At 56.3% G+C, this 18,285-nt stretch carries 16 protein-coding genes and 1 pseudogene; 4 read left to right on the top strand and 13 right to left on the bottom strand.

What is annotated here, in order from left to right:
* From tnpC to BK662_RS33690, 3 genes and pseudogenes are all read left to right on the top strand, one after another.
* Positions 1-610, top strand: a pseudogene (tnpC, locus tag BK662_RS36050) (IS66 family transposase); the annotation flags it as partial.
* Positions 607-825 (top strand): hypothetical protein, encoded by a 219-nt coding sequence (locus BK662_RS33695; RefSeq protein ID WP_221179121.1) that lies wholly within the window; start codon positions 607-609, stop codon positions 823-825. The pseudogene tnpC and the gene BK662_RS33695, both read left to right, overlap by 4 nt.
* A gap of 344 nt (positions 826-1,169) precedes the next feature.
* Positions 1,170-1,610, top strand: coding sequence for a bleomycin resistance protein (locus BK662_RS33690; protein WP_123361164.1), 441 nt, complete (start codon positions 1,170-1,172; stop codon positions 1,608-1,610).
* Between the two features lie 55 nt (positions 1,611-1,665).
* On the opposite strand, the gene BK662_RS33685 is transcribed toward BK662_RS33690, so the two are convergent.
* A complete protein-coding gene (locus BK662_RS33685; protein WP_123361155.1) occupies positions 1,666-1,977 on the bottom strand; it encodes a hypothetical protein in 312 nt (103 codons plus the stop codon).
* A gap of 267 nt (positions 1,978-2,244) precedes the next feature.
* Complete coding sequence (locus BK662_RS33680) at positions 2,245-3,432, bottom strand: aminotransferase class I/II-fold pyridoxal phosphate-dependent enzyme (RefSeq protein ID WP_123361154.1); 1,188 nt, start codon at positions 3,430-3,432, stop codon at positions 2,245-2,247.
* Positions 3,433-4,025: 593 nt separating this feature from the next.
* On the opposite strand from BK662_RS33680, the gene BK662_RS33675 reads away from it, so the two are divergent.
* A complete protein-coding gene (locus BK662_RS33675; RefSeq protein WP_123361153.1) occupies positions 4,026-5,048 on the top strand; it encodes an RHS repeat-associated core domain-containing protein in 1,023 nt (340 codons plus the stop codon).
* Positions 5,049-5,123: 75 nt separating this feature from the next.
* Here BK662_RS33675 and BK662_RS33670 read toward each other — a convergent pair whose 3' ends face one another.
* The 11 genes from BK662_RS33670 to hutI all read right to left on the bottom strand — a co-directional run bounded on the left by BK662_RS33670 (position 5,124) and on the right by hutI (position 18,277).
* Positions 5,124-5,858, bottom strand: coding sequence for an amino acid ABC transporter ATP-binding protein (locus tag BK662_RS33670; RefSeq protein WP_123361152.1), 735 nt, complete (start codon positions 5,856-5,858; stop codon positions 5,124-5,126).
* A complete protein-coding gene (locus tag BK662_RS33665) occupies positions 5,851-6,810 on the bottom strand; it encodes an amino acid ABC transporter permease (RefSeq protein ID WP_123361151.1) in 960 nt (319 codons plus the stop codon). The genes BK662_RS33670 and BK662_RS33665 overlap by 8 nt, the downstream gene beginning before the upstream one ends.
* A gap of 52 nt (positions 6,811-6,862) precedes the next feature.
* The gene (locus tag BK662_RS33660; protein ID WP_123361163.1) at positions 6,863-7,660 is read right to left on the bottom strand and encodes a transporter substrate-binding domain-containing protein; all 798 of its coding nucleotides are present in this window, start codon (positions 7,658-7,660) and stop codon (positions 6,863-6,865) included.
* A 268-nt stretch (positions 7,661-7,928) separates the two neighbouring features.
* Entirely contained in the window at positions 7,929-10,499 is a 2,571-nt protein-coding gene (gene mdoH / locus BK662_RS33655; protein ID WP_123361150.1) for a glucans biosynthesis glucosyltransferase MdoH, read from the bottom strand.
* Positions 10,492-12,297 (bottom strand): glucan biosynthesis protein G, encoded by a 1,806-nt coding sequence (locus tag BK662_RS33650; RefSeq protein ID WP_123361162.1) that lies wholly within the window; start codon positions 12,295-12,297, stop codon positions 10,492-10,494. The genes mdoH and BK662_RS33650 overlap by 8 nt, the downstream gene beginning before the upstream one ends.
* A gap of 321 nt (positions 12,298-12,618) precedes the next feature.
* Positions 12,619-13,056, bottom strand: coding sequence for a D-aminoacyl-tRNA deacylase (dtd, locus tag BK662_RS33645; protein ID WP_123361149.1), 438 nt, complete (start codon positions 13,054-13,056; stop codon positions 12,619-12,621).
* Positions 13,053-14,024 carry a prolyl aminopeptidase gene (pip, locus tag BK662_RS33640; protein WP_123361148.1) on the bottom strand — a complete coding sequence of 324 codons (972 nt, stop codon included), beginning with the start codon at positions 14,022-14,024 and terminating at the stop codon, positions 13,053-13,055. The genes dtd and pip overlap by 4 nt, the downstream gene beginning before the upstream one ends.
* 115 nt (positions 14,025-14,139) lie before the next feature.
* Complete coding sequence (locus tag BK662_RS33635; RefSeq protein ID WP_123361147.1) at positions 14,140-15,060, bottom strand: alpha/beta hydrolase; 921 nt, start codon at positions 15,058-15,060, stop codon at positions 14,140-14,142.
* A gap of 208 nt (positions 15,061-15,268) precedes the next feature.
* Entirely contained in the window at positions 15,269-16,255 is a 987-nt protein-coding gene (locus BK662_RS33630; RefSeq protein WP_375539020.1) for a choline ABC transporter substrate-binding protein, read from the bottom strand.
* A gap of 2 nt (positions 16,256-16,257) precedes the next feature.
* On the bottom strand, positions 16,258-17,061 hold the full coding sequence (hutG, locus tag BK662_RS33625) for an N-formylglutamate deformylase (protein ID WP_123361146.1): 804 nt from the start codon (positions 17,059-17,061) through the stop codon (positions 16,258-16,260).
* Positions 17,062-17,071: 10 nt separating this feature from the next.
* Positions 17,072-18,277, bottom strand: a complete 1,206-nt coding sequence (gene hutI, locus BK662_RS33620) for an imidazolonepropionase (RefSeq protein ID WP_123361145.1) — start codon at positions 18,275-18,277, stop codon at positions 17,072-17,074.
* Between the last annotated feature and the right edge of the window lie 8 nt (positions 18,278-18,285).

Raw genomic sequence — 18,285 nt, 5'->3', positions numbered from 1 at the left:
GTGGGTCAGTTTTACTTCGGTAGGGTGGGTCAGTTTTCAACCGGTGTTGACATGTATGGCCCATGTACGACGTAAGTTTGTCGATGCACAGAAAGTGCAGCCCAAGGGAAAAGTGCGTCGTGCGGACGCTGCGTTGGCGATGATCAACAAGCTGTATGGCATCGAGCGCGACTTCAAGGACGCCAACGATGAACAGCGGTTTGTAGGGCGTCAGGAACAGAGCTTGCCAGTGCTCGCCCAGTTGAAAAATTGGATGGAGATAACTCAGCCGCACGTCACCCCGCAAAGCGCCTTGGTAAAGCAATCAACTACCTGGCGAACAACTGGAGTCGGTTGGAAAGTTATGTGGAAACCAGTTTTTTACCCATTGACAACAACAAGGCCGAGCGCGCCATAAAGTCGTTTATTATTGGAAGAAAGAGCTGGTAATTCAGCGATACGCCCAAGGGCGCCGCAGCCAGCGCTGCAGGTTTACAGCTTGGTCTAAACCGCAAAGGCAAATGGTCAAGAGCCCTATACGTGGCTGCGCCACATACTGCAGCGGTTGCCGCAGGCCGTGTCGCTAGAGGACTTTGAAGCACTGTCGCCGTGGAATGTGGAGGCATCATGAGTATCAATATCGATCAACTGAGTGCTGTTGAGTTGGTGGCGTTGAATCACCACATCATTGAGCGGCTGAAGATGCTGGAGTCGCTGGAAGTGCACAAATCGATGATGCAGTTCCATCCAGGTTGCGCGGGTAAGCTTCGACTCCCCCAACAATGGGCGCCTGTCTGGAACCATTATGAAGTTCAACCGCAAGAGCCTCACCGTGGTCAACGATAATGGACAGCGTTGGAATATTTCCCCGCACCTGCTCTCGCCGATCAAAGACGTACGGACGGGGACGGTGATGGGTATCAAGCACGAGAAATAACGGAATGACGCAACCCTAAACAGCTCATTTTTTTGAAAAGGTGGGGTTTATGGTTCGCTTACAGTTCGAAGCACCCGACGGTCAAAATTCTTTTTTGAATGAAAATCGGATTAGAAACGAACACTATGCCGCCCCTAATTACAAGCAACAAACTCATCAAAAATATCTATTAGACTGCTCGCTAAAAACAATCAATACTGACCGCGCGGCTCAACTATTAATATTTTTTTCCTTCAAGGATGAAGAGCACTATATGACTAATTACAACAAACTTGTACCCGAGATGATCGTTTCAGATATACGTAGCAGCTTAAAGTTTTACTGCAAAGTACTAGGCTTCAGCATTGAGTATGAGAGGCCGGAAAATGGCTTTGCATTTCTTTCGTATAACGGAAGCCAACTAATGTTGGAACAAGACGATTTGCATCCGTCGCCCTGGCGAGTAGAGCCTCTAGAAAAACCCTACGGTCGAGGGATCAACCTTTCAATCGAATGCCCAGATGTAGCTGCACTCGCCAGAGCATTGGTTTTATCCGGCTATGAATTACGTAAACCTATAGAAACTTTTTGGTACAGGTCGGATAAAAATCTGGTTGGCCAAAGTAACTTCCTTGTATTGGATCCTGACGGTTACCTGCTTCGATTTGCCCAAGATCTTGGAACTAAACCTGTAAAGCGTGACGAGTTGTTATAAGCTAGTGTCGTAAATCTTATATTCACCGTTTTTTGAAACCTTAAATTGAAGACTTTCAAAACCGGTGAATTCCAAGTAATCCATACATTCCCCACGCATATGAGTTCGACACACCGCTGTTTATTAAAGAATCCCGCAAGGCTTTCGCTAGAAAGCCAAAACCGAGTGCCATTTGATCATTTGATAAAATCGCGACCGAGTTCAAGAACTCTTGTTGCCGCCAGGTGAACATTCTGTTGATGATTTCCTTTTCCTGTGCCGCCAGGTGCGACGTTACGATTAGACTTATACAGGGAAGGGCAAGCAGACCATACTCATCTTTATGTTGTCCTTGATTTCCGACCCACTCACTGGAATAACCGCCCATGAAACAGAATGCATCTTGATTACTCAGAAGGAAACTCTTAAGGGCGACGGGACAAATCTGTGAGAACCTGACAAATTAAATATTTTCAATGTCAGCGAATAAGGCGCGCAGATAAATGCTCCGGGCCGCCCAGAATGTGGACTTGTACATCTGGCAGGACCTTTAAAATTTGCTGTTCATCAACGGCCTGTCGAATATGTATAAGTTAAAAATCGTTCGGAAATACATTTTTTCCAATAGGGAAGTCACTCGTAACAAGAATTTTTCTTAACATAGAATTTCCACCCTCTTCCTGTTGTGTGAGATATTGTTAGCTTCAAGCTCTGACAACGCGCTCTTTAAACGCAACATCGAAGGCCCAAATTGGTCATCCGGTTTAAGAAGAGCGATTCTTATTCTGTTATGTCCCGCGCTATGATGGCTATTCCAATAAAAATATCTGCCTGGCAGAACAGCAACGCCATAGGTTGCAAGATACTCAGTCAATTCAAGATCCGACAACCCGGTTCTTTCAATATCAAGCCACATGACCGTCATGGTGGAGTCCGGCTCGACGGCGTCGATGGTGACTAGCGAATTCTTAAGTTCTGCCTTCGCGATCTCGATATTCTTAGTAATAATAGTTTGCATATAGGATATGCCCCCTTTTTTCAGAGTCGCATCAATAAATGCAATGATCACTCTTAATGAGAAGTTGGAACAGCACAGGTATATCTCCTCATAAATACTTCGAATGCCGTGCTCTAAATCCGTGCTATATGAGAGCAAGCTAGCTTTAGTATCCAGTGTCGGCCACTGCTTGCCAGTGTCCTCGAGAATGACAAAAGAACAACTTTTTTCTTTTAGTAGTCTATATTCGTCGATTTCAGACTTGTGGCAGAAACGGAAAGAAGTGTCGAGTACCAATACAACATCAAGCCGACTGCACAGCTCGACAATATTTGACATTGCAATAGAATCAATGACTGTACCCGTTGGATTATTAGGGTTAACCATGAACAAAACATCCAGCTGCTTGCTAACCAACAACCCTTCCAATAATATCAGGTCGGCAAGCACGATCTCGGAAATGGCTTCTAGTTCCACCTCCCGGCGACGGAGCAATTGCGCGAGGTTGTCAAATGTGGGTTCCACAAGCCCGACTCTATAATTCATTGATCGCGCCCACGCGCCGACGATGTCAATACTATTAGAGGCGGTTGGGCATACAGAAAAGCTCGCGTGTTTGCTCAAACCTTCCAGACCGAAGTATTCCGCAAATTTGTTTTTGAAAAGACGCTCCATGTCTGGAATAGAAACTTCAGTTGCCGAGTACCAAAGAGCAGGCAGTTCGGACAATACCGTATTGAAGTGTTTCTCAGCCGAGATATAGCTGTGCCCATCCGCCAGATTGTATTTGGCCGACAGACCAAAAACTTCAAGCTCAGTCAGATTACTGTTGTTGGAATTAGACAATATCTTCGCCTCACTAGAAAGTTTGTATTCAGATGATCATTAGTCAGATCCAGCCCTTGAATCCTAATAATCTAAACGCTGCCTGTATAGTTCAAGCAACTCGACTTTACCTCTCTAAATATTTCCGCTCCCACTTTAACGACGTTGCTCAGAGGTAAGCACTTATTGCTGCTTACCCTTTTCTCATCAAAACAAGTTACCCAATAAAAATGTTCAAGTATTTTATCGTTTCATCTTTTATCAATTTTTGTTCGTCTGGGACGGATCGCGAATAAGCACTTCAGCAATACGTTTCAACGTTAGTCTTGCGTAGTTGACCGCTGCCAACATCGTGTTGCACTTTTCGCGAAATAATCTGTACGGAGTTTTCCTGCAAGACTACTCATCATCGTCTACTTACACCGCCCCCCCTCATGCAATAGCTGTTTTATTGAACACGTTTTTACGCGCTCGGAGGCATCCAAGCCTGAAATTGGCGGCCCCACAGGGCGGTTGGGCAAGAGAAATGGCTCTGCGGCCTAGCAGTTCTACTAGTAGACATGATTTTCGAAACAGCAGAGTCTGGCCCTATGCTCTTACTATGGAATTGACTCATGGAACACGCTTCGACTACCTCATTAGCTTCCTATCAATATGACGCTCTTGATCGCTTGGTCAGTCGCGTCTCTGCAGGGCAACACAGACAGCATCGTTTCTATCAAAAAGAAAGGATGGTGACGGAGATTGAAGGGACCGTTCACCGCCAGATTTTTCAATGTCAGGAGGCACTGCTGGCGGAACTGGAAACAGAGCGTGTTCCGCATACGTCGCTGTTGACGACCGATACGCAGCGCTCGGTATTGCAGAATTTGGACAGCCACTCAGCCTATTCCCCTTACGGGCATCGCACGGTAACTGGGGGATTGTCTGGGCTTCTGGGATTCAACGGCGAACGTCCGGACCCGGACACCGAACATTACCTACTAGGAAATGGGCACCGTGGCTTCAATCCGACACTCATGCGTTTCAACAGTCCGGACAGCTTGAGTCCATTTGGAGAGGGTGGTTTGAATTGCTATGCGTATTGCGGGGGAGACCCGATCAATCGCACGGATCCCACGGGAAGAACGTGGTATGGATGGGCGTGGTTTGTAAATAGCGCATTGGATTTTGTGAACGACTATGTGGTTCCCCGTCTCCCCAAAAGGCTGGCTCGACGGATACCAACGGTTGACAATCGCACCTTTGGTGAGGTCACCAAATCAATGTCTAAGGCAGGCGGGTTGTCCTCGTCTGTGCTCTACTTGGTCATGAATCGCGTTGAAGCCTATTACCCCCTATCACCAGTCAATGATCCACTCTTCTACGCTTTTTTGACGAGCAGTACATTCGCTGTCGCGAATAGTGCGGCGTATACCCTGCACAGATTGTCTCGTCGCGGGGCGCAGCCTATCCTGCCATTGGCAACCCCGCTTAGGCGAACCACTTCCCTACCCAACCTTCGCAGTAACTCTCAATTGCCAACGTCACCCAGCACTTCTAACTCTTCCAGTCCGCAGATGCCTTTACAACAGGCTAGATCAGCGGCTAAGCCGAATGAACCTCGAGACTCCCTCGTGATTCGGCAGGGCCTTTAGAAGAGGCTGTATTCATTCTGAAGTGGATGATCGAGGGCTGCTTTAGAGCCCTCGCGATCAGCTCGAAACCTAGACTTACAACACCTGGCGCAAAAACGCCTGCGCCCGAGGATCCTTCGGTGCATCGAAAAACTCCGCTGGCGAGGCATCTTCCAGCAGTTTCCCGTGATCGAAGAACAGCACCCGGTCCGCCACTTCCCGCGCAAAGCCCATTTCGTGGGTGACGCAGACCATGGTCATGCCTTCCAGCGCCAGGGTTTTCATCACGTCCAGCACTTCACCGACCATTTCCGGATCGAGCGCCGAGGTCGGCTCATCGAACAGCATCACCTTCGGTTCCATCGCGAGCGCGCGGGCAATCGCTACGCGTTGCTGCTGGCCGCCGGACAGGCGTGATGGAAATTCGTTGGCCTTCTGCGCAATGCCGACCTTTTCCAGCAGCGCCAACGCCTTGGCTTCGCGTTCCTTCTTGCCGCGCTTGCGCACAACCTTCTGGGCCAGGCAGAGGTTCTCCAGCACGGTCATGTGCGGGAACAGGTTGAAATGCTGGAACACCATGCCGACTTCGCGGCGGTAGGCGTTAACGTCGGTTTTCGGATCGGCCAGTTGCAAGCCGTCGATGCTCACCGAACCCGAGTCAAATTCTTCCAGGCCATTGAGGCACCGCAGGAAAGTCGACTTGCCGGAGCCAGACGGGCCGATCACCACCAGCACCTCGCCTCGTTTCACGTGCGTCGTGACGTTATCCACAGCGCGAACCACCTGGCCACGGGTGTCGAAGACTTTTACCAGATCGCGAACTTCAATCACTTTGCGCGAGCCTCCGCTCAAGCCGGCTGGCGATTTTCGACAGCGGCAGGTTGATCAACAGATAAAGACCGGCCACGCAGAACAGAATTTCGAACGGCGAAAATGAGGTGGTGATGACTTCACGGCCGCTTTTGAGCAGCTCGGTAATCGCGATCACCGACACCAGCGAGGTGTCTTTCACCAGGCTGATGAACTGCCCTGCCAAGGGTGGCAGGACGCGTTTCAACGCCTGGGGCAGCACGACATGGCGCATCGATTGGCCGGCGCTCAGGCCCAACGAGCGCGCCGCTTCGTTTTGGCCGCGGGCGATCGACTGCACACCCGAACGAATGATCTCTGCAACATAGGCGCCAGTGAACAGCGAAAGCGCGGCGATCCCGGCGAATTCCCGGGACAGGTTCATCACGGTGCCGATGAAGAAGTAGAAAATGAAAATCTGTACCAGAAGCGGCGTGCCGCGTACCAGTTCGACGTAGATCGTCGAGAGGTCGCGCAACGTAGGGTTGTTCGACAGACGGCACAGGCCGGTGACGAGGCCGATCAACAAGCCGAGCACACCCGACACCACCGACAGCCACAAGGTGGTCCAAAGGCCCCACATCAGCGGACCTGCGGCCCAATGGCGGGTGACACCAATGACATCGCCTTCAGCGACATCATCGCCTTGAGCGACTTGCAAGCTGTTGTCGTCCACGATCAGGTGCTGTTCATCGCCAGCGTCGTTGCGCAGGGTGACTTCAGCCTTGTCGCCCTTGCGCACCAGTTCGCTGACGGTGGAGATATCCGCGGCGCGCTGGGACTCTTCGGCGTGATAGGCGAAGTATTGGGGCACGCGGTTCCAGCGCCATTCGTAGGACATCAGCGAGGTGGCGTAGTACAACGCGCCGGCCAGGCCGATCAGCACGAGCACGGTCAGAACGTGCCATGGCCATTGGGATTTTCTTTGTTTCATTTATGGGCAAATCCAAAACGATCAGGGCGCCCGCTCGCCACAAGAGCCGGTGTTATTCCATATCCTTAAGCCAAGCGGTGTCCTTGAACCACTTGTCATGAATGCGATCGTAGGTGCCGTCTTCGTGGATCTGGTGCAGGAAGTTGTTGATGAAATTGAGGCTGTCGTAGTCACCCTTCTTCAAACCAAAGGCCAGCGGCTCGTAGGTGAACGGCTTGTCGAGGAACACCAGCTTGCCGGCACCGACCTTGTTCACTGCTACAACGTTGTACGGCGCGTCGTAGATGAACGCGTCGGCCTTGCCGTTGACCACGTCAAGCACGGCTTCCTGCTCGTTGTCGTAGCCGTGGTATTTGGCTTTGGAGATCAGCTTCTTGGCGACCATTTCACCGGTGGTGCCGAGCTTGGAGGTGATGCGGTAGTCGGCAGTGTTCAGGTCTTTATAGGACTTGATGGTGCCTTCGAGCTCCTTGCGGATCAGCAGGGTCTGGCCGACCACGATGAAGGGGTCGCTGAAGTTCAGGCGCAGGTTGCGTTCCTGGGTCAGGGTCATGCCGCTGCCGATCATATCGAACTTGTCGGTCATCAGGGCCGGGATGATGCCGTCGTAGCCGGTGGACACCAGCTCCAGCTTGACGCCCATGGCCTTGGTCATGGCTTTGAGGATGTCGACTTCGAAACCGATGATTTCGCCGCGCTTGTTGGTCATTTCGAACGGCATGTAGGTCGGGTCCATCCCGACTTTCAGCGTGCCGCGCTTGACCGCGTCATCGATGGCACCGGCCTGCGCCGTGTTGATTGCAACCAAAGCCGTGACGCCGACCAGCAGCATCGAAAGATACTTCTTCATCATCAAGTCCCCAAAACCATTGCGGTGTGAGGCACGCAATCGGCGGTTTTCCTTGGAAAACCGGCAGATACGAACAGAAAGCTGTCCGGGCGCACCAATTCGGGGACGGATGCTAACGTAGCCTCGGAGGATTTGTTAGACGCAAAAGCAAAAGATCGCAGCCTTCGGCAGCTCCTACAGCGTCGGGTTAACACCGAACAACGTAGGAGCTGCCGAAGGCTGCGATCTTTTAAAGGCCCCCCGCTTCATCTGGAAGCGGGGGCCATGTTCACGCCAACTGAGGCTGTGCACTCAGCGGTTTGAGCGGCAACAGCGGCGCATGGGGATCAGCTTTCACCGATTTGCGCCAGGCTTCCAGCCACTCGGGGTGACCTTCGTTCCAGATTTGCTCATGCAGACGACCCAATGCCACAGGGTCACTGAGCAACTGCAAGCGCTCGTTGTTGTTCAGACCTTCAGGCCCGACTTTCACCGCGTGGCGCACACGCTCGACGCGCAGCCACTCAATCGGCTCGGCCTGACCGTGACGGGAGGTCGCCAGCGAACACGCCAGGGCGTTCTGCTGTGGATCGACCACTGCCCGGACGAAGCCGTCGTTCAGCGCATGCCAACGGTTTTCGTGGGTGTACTGATCGGTCGCCAGCAACGCCTGTGGCGGATTGTATTCCTCAGGGATCAGGAACAGGCTTTCGTCACGGGACTTCAGGCCCAGGCCGACACGGCTGGAGATCACCGATACCGGGATCGACAGCATCAGCGAACCGACAATCGGCACCAGCCACCAGAGGAAGCTCGGGTTCAGCCAGATCACCAACAGCGCCCAGAAGAAGCCCAGCAAGGTTTGCGGCCCGTGGCGTTTGACCGCTTCGCTCCATGGCGTGGAGTCATCGTCACGTTGTGGCGAGTTCCAGGTTGCGGCCCAGCCGAGGAACGCGGCGAGTACGAAACGAGTATGGAAAATCATCCGCACCGGCGCCAGCAGCATGGAGAACAACATCTCCAGCAGCATCGACAGCGTCACCTTGAACTTGCCACCGAACTCTTTCGCGCCCTTGGCCCAGATCAGGATGATGCTCAGCAACTTCGGCAGGAACAGCAGCACGATGGTTGTCGAGAACAGCGCAATCGCCTTGTCCGGTTGCCATTGTGGCCACAGTGGATAGAGCTGACGCGGTTCCAGGAAGTATTGCGGCTCCATCAACGTGTTGACCGCCAGCAAGGCCGTCGACAACACCAGGAACAAGAACCACAACGGCGCCGACAGGTACGACATCACGCCGGTCAGGAACACCGCACGGTGTACCGGGTGCATGCCCTTGACCAGGAACAGCCGGAAGTTCATCAGGTTGCCGTGGCACCAGCGACGGTCACGCTTGAGTTCGTCCAGCAGGTTCGGTGGCAGTTCTTCGTAGCTGCCCGGCAAGTCGTAGGCAATCCACACGCCCCAGCCGGCACGACGCATCAGCGCAGCTTCGACGAAGTCGTGGGACAGAATCGCACCGGCAAACGCGCCTTTACCGGGCAACGGCGCCAAGGCGCAGTGCTCGATGAACGGCTTCATGCGGATAATCGCGTTGTGACCCCAGTAGTGGGATTCGCCCAACTGCCAGAAGTGCAAACCGGCGGTGAACAGCGGACCGTACACGCGCGTGGCGAACTGCTGCATACGCGCATAAAGGGTGTCCATGCCAGACGCACGCGGCGCGGTCTGGATGATCCCGGCGTCCGGCGTGGCTTCCATCAGGCGCACCAGACTGCTCAGGCATTCGCCGCTCATGACACTGTCGGCGTCGAGCACGACCATGTACTTGTAGTCACCGCCCCAACGACGGCAGAAATCGTCGAGGTTGCCGCTTTTACGTTTTACGCGGCGGCGACGGCGACGATAGAAGATCTTGCCGAAGCCTTTGCCTTCACGGCAGACGTCCAGCCAGGCCTGCTGCTCGGCAACGCAGATATCGGCGTCGTTACTATCGCTGAGCACGAAAAAGTCGAAGCGATCCAGATTACCCGAGGCCGCAACCGATTCGAAGGTCGCCCGCAAACCGGCGAACACCCGCGGCACGTCTTCGTTGCAGATCGGCATCACCAGTGCGGTGCGTGCGTCCTTGGCGATCGGCTCGTTGCCGGCGCTGGCGCCGGAAATGCGGTACTTGTCACGACCGGTGATCAACTCGAGGAAGCCCATCAGCGCTGTCCAGAAGCCCGCCGAGACCCAGCAGAACAGAATCCCGAACATGATCAGAATGCTGGTTTGCAAGGCATAGGGCAGCACTTGCGTGGCGGTTTGGGTCAGAGGTTGATGCAGGACTTCTTCAAGATCGACGAACGACCAGCCCTGGTACGGCATGATGCCTTTCATGTACCAGCCGGCGACGATCGTCTGACCGAGCATCAGCACCAGCAGAATGTAGCGGCGGATCGAACCGACGGTGCGCCAGCGAGCCGCCGGCAGCACGTTCTCATCCTTCGGCGGGGCCGGCGGATTGGTGCGACCGGTCAGCCGACGCCAGCCACGCACCAGAATGTTGGTGCGCCACGGCTCGGGCACGACTTTGGTCCGACGGATCGGCGGGGTTGCCTTGAGGCAAACCCGACCGCTGGCGTCGAGCACCAGCATTTCCGCGTCCGCCAGTTCTTCGGCGGTGTTCAGGGTCAGGCGCCGGCCGACCGAGGCTTGAGCAGCCTCGGTCGGCGCGTCGAACGTCGAGGACGACAGACGTTCATGCAGTTCACTGAAAGACTTGCAGCCCGCGAGTTCCGCGCGCTGCTCGTCGCTCATCGGCAAATGCGCCAGATATTCGGCAAGCGTTTGTGGCTGTACTTGTGAATTACTCATCGGCGGGCAACTGATAGCTCCAGGTCTCGGTCAGGACTTGTTCAGTCGGTGCCGATTCCGTTGTGGCTGGGGCCGCTTCGGCAGCGACAGGCTGCTTGGCGTCTTTGTTGTCCTTGTCCTTGGTGTCCTTGACTTGCTGGGCTTGTGTTTCAGCCTGCTTGGCTTCCTTGTCCTTCTTCTCTTGCTGGCGGGCGGCGATCTTGTCGGCCTTGGCAACGGAAGAACTGGACGCTGGCGCCGCGGTCTTGATCGCTTCGGCAGGCGTGATGTTCTTCACCAGTGCAGCCCGCATTTCGGTGGCTTTGCCTGGATCCTTGATCTTCATTCGCAAAGTCAGGCGCCAGCCCTTGGTTTCAGGGTTGTAACGGACGCTGTTCTCGACCAGCTCTGCGTTGTCGCCAACGCTCACCTGGCTGCGCACTTCGGCATCTTCCGGCAGGACCTGCAGGGACGGGCCCTCGAAATCCACCAGATAGGCCACGCTGCCGTCCGGCTGACGAATCAGGTTCGACTGCTTGACGTCACCTGTGGAACGCAGGGTCTGTTGAACCCAGGCGCTGTCCGGCGAATGCAGGGAGGCTTCATCGAGGGTCCAGTGCAGGCGGTAGGCAACGTCCAGGGACTGGCCAGGCTCAGGCAGTTTTTCCGGGCTCCAGAAGGCAACGATATTGTCGTTGGTTTCGTCAGCAGTAGGAATCTCCACCAGATCGACGGAGCCTTTGCCCCAATCGCCTTTCGGTTCGATCCAGGCACTTGGACGCTTGTCGTAGCGGTCATCGAGGTCTTCGTAGTGACTGAAGTCACGGCCACGTTGCAGCAAGCCGAAACCGCGCGGGTTCTCGATCGAGAAGTTGCTCACGGCCAGGTGTTTCGGATTGTTCAGTGGGCGCCAGATCCATTCACCGTTGCCGGCATGGATCGACAGGCCGCTGGAATCGTGCAGTTCGCGACGGTAGTTCAGCACTTTCGACGGTTGGTTGGCGCCGAACAGGTACATGCTGGTCAGCGGCGCAACGCCGAGCTTGGTGACCTTGTCACGCAGGAACATCTTGGCCTTGACGTCGACAACCGTGTCGCTGCCAGGACGCAGGGTCAGGCGATAGGCACCGGTGGCACGTGGCGAATCCAGCAGGGCGAAGATCACCAGATGCTTGTCGCCCGGCTTGGGCTGTTGAATCCAGAACTCGGTGAAGCGCGGGAACTCTTCGCCGGACGGCAACGCGGTATCGATGGCCATGCCGCGAGCGGACAGCCCGTAGGTCTGCCCCTTGCCAATGACGCGGAAATAACTCGCGCCGAGCATGGTCATGATTTCGTCTTGCTTGTCGGCCTTGTTGATCGGGTACAGCACACGGAAACCGGCATAACCCAGCTGTTCGGTGGCTTTAGGATCAACCTTCACGTCGCCGAAATCAAAACGACTTGGGTCGTATTTGATCTCTTCGACGGTGTTGGCCGTGATTTCGTTGATTTTCACCGGCGTATCGAAGTGCATACCCTGGTGATAGAACGACAGTTTGAATGGGGTTTTCTGGTTCGCCCATTCGGCCTTTTCAGTGAGGAACCGGATTTTTTGATAGTCCGCGAATTTCATTTCGCGAAATTCATTCGGCAGGTTACTGCGCGGGGCTTCGTATTTTTGCCCGGCCAGCTCTTTTGCCTTGACCGATACGTCATCCAGATTGAATGCCCAAAGTTGGCCGGCGCTGAACAGGCAGAGCAGTGCAGAGCCTGCTACCAGTGCGCTTCGAAACCGTTTGGCAGACAATTTTGGTGCATTACAGGGACTAACAATCACGAGCAACCCTCGCCGAAAACAGATCAAAAAACCAACGGCCAGTTAAAGTGCCAGCACGGTGTGCGGTGGAAAAAAACCGACCCTGCGAACGACTCTTGCCAAGTTGGCGAGCATTGTTCCGACTCCTATGGGGCAAAATGATTCCCCAACAGGTCTCGGACAAGTCTCTACCTAAGTCAAAACGGACCAACGAACGCCGATCCCCGTAGCGCGCGATTATCTAGTAGGCCGCGTGACAACGCATCAGGGGGAACCAAGTATTTATCGGGAAAAGCCTCTGTTTTCAGTCGAAATGCACTTAAAAAGATGTTTCAAGCGCTTTCACGTCTGTAACAGGAAGGTTACCGGGCCATCATTGACCAGATGCACCTGCATATCCGCGCCGAATCTACCTGATGCCACAGTGCCATGCACCTGTTTCGCTTTACCCAATAGATAGTCGAACAATTCCTCGCCCAAAGCAGGAGGAGCCGCAGTCGAAAAACTGGGGCGCAACCCGTTTTTGGTGTCGGCGGCCAGGGTGAACTGCGAGACCAGCAGCAACCCACCGCCTACGTCCGCCAGGGACAGATTCATCTTGCCCTCGGCGTCACTGAATACTCGATAGTTAAGCAGTTTATGCAGGAGTTTGTCAGCGCTGGCCGGAGTATCGTCGGGCTCGACCGCCACCAGCACCAGCAACCCCTGATCTATCGCCCCAACCACCTCTCCCGCAACCTCGACTCGCGCGCCACGCACGCGTTGCAGCAGGCCCTTCATGCTTCGTCAGGCGACAGGTTGAGCATACGGCGGGCCATCAGATCAGCGGCGCGTACCAAGGCATCGGTGATACCCGATTCGGACGCCGCATGGCCGGCGTCGCGAATCACCTGCAATTCGCTGTTCGGCCAGGCCTGATGCAATTCCCAGGCATTGTCCAACGGGCAGATCACGTCGTAACGACCATGGACGATCACACCGGGCAGGTGGGCGATCTTGTCCATGTCACGAATCAGTTGGTTCGGCTCCAGGAAAGCATTGTTGGTGAAGTAGTGACATTCGATACGGGCGATGGACAACGCACGCTGAGGCTCGGAGAAACGGTCGACCACCAGCGGATTAGGCCGCAGGGTGGCGGTGCGGCCTTCCCACATGGACCAGGCCTTGGCCGCGTGCATCTGGGCGATCTGATCGTTGCCGACCAGGCGTTTGTGGAACGCCGAAAGCAAGTCGTGGCGTTCGTCCTGCGGGATCGGCGCGATGTAGTCCTGCCAGTAATCGGGAAACAGGCGACTGGCGCCACACTGGTAGAACCACTCGATTTCCTGGGGACGGCAGAGAAAAATCCCGCGCAGAATCAAACCATGCACGCGCTCCGGGTGGGTTTGCGCGTAGGCCAGGGCCAGGGTCGAACCCCAGGAGCCGCCGAACAGCACCCATTTGTCGATGCCCAGGTGCTTGCGAATGCGTTCGAGGTCGGCGACCAGATCCCAAGTGGTGTTGTTTTCCAGGCTGGCGTGGGGCGTGGAGCGACCACAACCACGCTGGTCGAAGGTGACAATGCGATACAGGTTCGGATCGAAATACCGACGGCTCTGGGCATCACACCCGGCGCCAGGGCCGCCGTGGATGAACACCACCGGCAAACCTTCCGGCGAACCGCTTTCGTCGACATACAGCGTATGGGTTTTATCGACGGCCAGATCGTGCCGGGCGTGGGGTTTGATCTGCGGGTACAAAGTCTGCATTGCGCGCTCCGTAAGGGGTCGAGGTCATCCCTGGGGGGACTTCTATTATTCTGCCGTCCGGCATCATAAACCCGAATTACTTCAATGAGCATGCCCCTTGGAGCGTCAGCGTTTGTCAGCCCGTCTTCTCAGCCAAATGGCCGAGCAGGGTTTCATAGAGTCGGTCGACCTCGGCGACCTGCCCCCGCGCCCGCAAACAGCCGTGAACCAGCCCTTCCCCGCAATAAAGCATTGCGCTCACGCTCGCGGCGTTGAGTCGCTCGGCGTAATGCACGCCGTCATCGCGCAGCGGGTCAAACTGCGCCACGGCGATCAACGCCGGTGGCAGACTGCTGAAATCGTCGGCGAGCAAGGGCATCGCATAGGCACCCGGTTGTCGACTACCGCCCAAATACAACGCGTGATAACAATCCAGATCGCTGCTGCTGAGCAATGGCGCATCGGCGCATTCACTGCGCGACGGCAATCGGTGATCACCGCCCAGTCCCGGATAGATCAGAACTTGCGCGCATGGCATTGGCTCGCCGGCATCACGCAAAGCGAGGCACAACGCAGCGGCGAGGTTACCGCCAGCGCTATCGCCCGCCACCAGGGTCCGCGCAGGGTCGAGCTGAAACGGTCCTGTGCGCAGCGCGCGCCAGACACTCAGGCAGTCATCGAACGCCGCCGGGAACGGATGCTCCGGCGCCAGCCGATAATCGACGGCGATCACCAGCAACCCGAGCACCGACGCCAGTTCGGCGCAGATGAAGTCGTGAGAATCCAGATCCCCCACCACCCAACCGCCGCCATGCAGGTACACAATGCATGGCCAACCGTTGGTCGGCGGCGTGACCGGCGGTTGCCAGGAGCGTACGGCCACGCCTGCCAATTGAAAGTCGACCATCTCAAGCCCCGCAGGACGCGGCGGGGTGAACGCCCGACACATCTCGCTGTAAGCCTGACGCAAACCGGTGAGGCTGCTGTCGGTGCTGCTGAAACTGAGGGTTTTCTCGACGAAAGCCGACATCTGTTCAGAGAGTGGATAAGGAGCCATGAGCCTGCAGCCAGTCAGTCAACGGTTTGGGATTGGAGCTCGGTTCTGTGGAGAGGGAGCTTGCTCCCGCTGGGCTGCATAGCAGCCCCCAAACCACTCGACCGAGGTTTATCAGATACACCCGACCAGCCGGGTTTACGACGGCTTCGCCGCCGAACGGGAGCAAGCTCCCTCGCCACAGACAGCGTACTTTGCGAAGAAATGGTGATCAGTTTTTCAAACTGGCCTGAACGGTTGCCACACCCTCCTTGCCATCAAAACTGCTGACACCTGCCAGCCAGCGCTGAAGATCTTCAGGATGATCACGCAGCCATTGCCTGGCGACCTCCTGTGGCGTCTTGCGCTCCATGATCGGCACCATCAACTGACTTTCCTGCGCGGCGGTAAAAGTCAGGTTTTCCAGCAAGCGGTTCACGTTCGGACAGCGTTCGGCATAGTCCGGCGCGGTCACGGTGGAAACGGTCGCCGCACCTTCGTTCGGTCCATAGACGTCTTCGCTGCCGGTCAGGTAGGCAATATTCATGTTGATGTTCATCGGATGCGGGGTCCAGCCGACGAACACCACGAACTCCTTGCGATTGACCGCCCGTTGCACGGCAGCGAGCATCCCGGCCTCACCGGACTCGATCAGTTTGAAATCCTTCAAGCCAAATTGATTGGTCTCGATCATGGTTTTGATCGTGGTGTTAGCACCACTGCCCGGCTCGATGCCGTAGATCTTGCCGCCGAGCTGATCCTTGAATCTGGCGATGTCGGTGAAGGTTTTCAGGCCGGCGGCGGCCACGTAGTCAGGCACGGCGAGCGTCGCCTGGGCGTCGGCCAGGCTCGGTTTGTCCATGACCTTCACCTGATTGGCGGCCACGAATGGCGCGATGTTTTTGTTCATCGCCGGTTTCCAGTAACCGAGGAAGATATCGAGGCGTTTGTCGCGAATGCCGGCGAAGATGATTTGCTGCACGGCGCTGGTTTGCTTGCTTTCGTAGCCAAGGTTATTGAGCAATACATCGGCCATGCCGCTGGTAGCGATGACGTCGGTCCAGTTGACCACGCCCATGCGTACGGTCTTGCAGGAAGCCGGGTCGTTGGCGAAAACGCTGGTGCTCAGAAGAGCAGTGCCGCAGAGGATTGAGAGACAGCGGGTGAACAGTCTTTTTCGGGAGCAAGCTCCCTCGCCACAAAGGCCCGCTCGCCACAGGGTTATGCGCTGTAGTGCTTTTCGCCCCACGCCAGCAGCCCTTTCAGCAACTCCCTGAGCACCACTTGCGTCGGTGCCGCCAGGTCCGGGCGATAGCGGAACGGCTCGAACTCTTCCATGTACGTACACTGACCCAACTCCAGTTGCACGGCATGGATGTTCTCGGCCGGGTTGCCGTAATGCCGGGTGATATGCCCGCCCTTGAAGCGACCGTTCAGCACATGGCTGTAATCGCCATGCCGTGCGCAGATGGCTTCCAGTTGGCTGGCCAATTGTGGATCGCAACTGGCGCCGTTGAAGGTGCCGAGGTTGAAGTCCGGCAGCTTGCCGTCGAACAGGTGCGGGATTATCGAGCGGATCGAGTGCGCATCGAATAGCAGTGCGTAGCCGAACTCGGCTTTCAGCCGCGCCAGTTCTTCCTGCAAGGTCCGGTGGTACGGCGTCCAGATGTGCTCCAGATAAGTCGCCCGCTCTGCAGCCGATGGCTCCAGCCCTTCGCGGAACAACGGAATACCGTCGAACAGCGTCGCCGGGTACAGACCGGTGGTGGCGCCGACATACAAAGGCTTGTCGTCGGACGGCCGGTTCAGGTCGATGACAAACCGCGAGTACTCGGCCGCCAGGGTACTGGCGCCCAGCTCGGCGGCGAATTCGTAAAGCCTTGGGATGTGCCAGTCGGTGTCCGGCAGGCTTTTCGCGTCGGCAATCAATCCCGCTTCGACCACTGGGGTCAGGCGCAGGCCCGCGTGGGGCATGCTGATCAGCAGCGGCACGCGGCCTTGTTTGAAGTTCAGAACCTTATCCACAACTGCTCTCCTAAACGCTCGTTTCGACGCCGTGACGCACGACGCGTTTTTCCAGGTCGCCGCCCAGCCAGTACGACAGGTCGGCCGGTCGATCAATCTGCCAGGCGACGAAGTCTGCGACTTTGCCGGCTTCCAGCGAACCGTGAGTCTCAGCCATGCCCAGCGCGGTGGCGGCATGAATCGTTGCGCCAGCCAGGGCCTCTTCCGGGGTCATGCGGAAACAGGTGCAGGCCATATTCAGCATCAAGCGCAACGACAGCGCCGGCGAAGTGCCCGGGTTGAGGTCGCTGGCGATGGCGATTTTTACGCCGTGTTTGCGCAATGCCTCCATCGGTGGCAATTGGGTTTCCCGCAGAAAGTAGAACGCGCCGGGCAGCAATACCGCGACGGTGCCGGACTTGGCCATGGCGATGGCGTCGTCTTCGGTCATGAATTCCAGATGATCGGCGGACAACGCGTGGTAACGCGCCGCCAGGCTCGAACCGTGCAGCGACGACAATTGCTCGGCATGCAGTTTCACCGGCAAGCCGAGGTTCTGCGCAGCGACGAAAACCCGTTCGACCTGTTCCGGCGAAAATGCCAGGTACTCGCAGAAAGCGTCCACCGCATCCACCAGCCCTTCGGCCGCCAGGGCCGGGAGCATTTCGCTGCAGATGTGATCGATGTAAGCGTCAGCGCGATCCGCGTATTCCGGCGGCAAGGCATGGGCGGCAAGGCAAGTGCTGCGCACGCTGACCGGCAATTCGGCGCCGAGACGGCGGATCACCCGCAGGATTTTGCGTTCGCTGACCAGGTCCAGGCCGTAGCCGGACTTCATCTCGACCGTGGTCACGCCGTCGCGCATCAGGCTCTTCAGGCGCTTGGCGGCGCTGGCGAACAGCTCGTCTTCGGAGGCTAAGCGAGTGGCACGCACGGTGCTGGCAATGCCACCGCCGGCCGCGGCAATTTCCGCATAGCTGACACCTTGCAGGCGTTGCTCGAATTCACCGCTGCGGTTACCGCCGAACACCGTATGGGTGTGGCAGTCGATCAGGCCCGGAGTCACCCAGGCCCCTTTAAGATCATTGACTGCCGGGTACTCGCCCGACGGCAGTTCAGCGCGTGGGCCGATCCACTCAATGTGCGCACCTGACGTCACGATGGCCGCGTCCTCGATGATCGAGTAGACGCCTTGCGCCATGGTTGCGACGTGGCAGTGTTGCCAGAGAGTTTTCATCCGTGGCC

Origin of the sequence: Pseudomonas frederiksbergensis, from assembly GCF_003732275.1 — a bacterium.
In the GTDB taxonomy this organism is placed as follows: Bacteria; Pseudomonadota; Gammaproteobacteria; order Pseudomonadales; family Pseudomonadaceae; genus Aquipseudomonas; species Aquipseudomonas frederiksbergensis_H.
This window is presented reverse-complemented; position numbering and strand designations above follow the sequence as displayed.

Coding starts and splice junctions, on each gene's coding strand:
- BK662_RS33695 (WP_221179121.1), top strand. CDS start 607: ATGAGTATCAATATCGATCAACTGAGTGCTGTTGAGTTGGTGGCGTTG.
- BK662_RS33675 (WP_123361153.1), top strand. CDS start 4,026: ATGGAACACGCTTCGACTACCTCATTAGCTTCCTATCAATATGACGCT.
- BK662_RS33665 (WP_123361151.1), bottom strand. CDS start 6,810: ATGAAACAAAGAAAATCCCAATGGCCATGGCACGTTCTGACCGTGCTC.
- BK662_RS33660 (WP_123361163.1), bottom strand. CDS start 7,660: ATGAAGAAGTATCTTTCGATGCTGCTGGTCGGCGTCACGGCTTTGGTT.
- hutI (WP_123361145.1), bottom strand. CDS start 18,277: ATGAAAACTCTCTGGCAACACTGCCACGTCGCAACCATGGCGCAAGGC.
- BK662_RS33690 (WP_123361164.1), top strand. CDS start 1,170: ATGACTAATTACAACAAACTTGTACCCGAGATGATCGTTTCAGATATA.
- BK662_RS33635 (WP_123361147.1), bottom strand. CDS start 15,060: ATGGCTCCTTATCCACTCTCTGAACAGATGTCGGCTTTCGTCGAGAAA.
- mdoH (WP_123361150.1), bottom strand. CDS start 10,499: ATGAGTAATTCACAAGTACAGCCACAAACGCTTGCCGAATATCTGGCG.
- dtd (WP_123361149.1), bottom strand. CDS start 13,056: ATGAAGGGCCTGCTGCAACGCGTGCGTGGCGCGCGAGTCGAGGTTGCG.
- pip (WP_123361148.1), bottom strand. CDS start 14,024: ATGCAGACTTTGTACCCGCAGATCAAACCCCACGCCCGGCACGATCTG.
- BK662_RS33685 (WP_123361155.1), bottom strand. CDS start 1,977: ATGGGCGGTTATTCCAGTGAGTGGGTCGGAAATCAAGGACAACATAAA.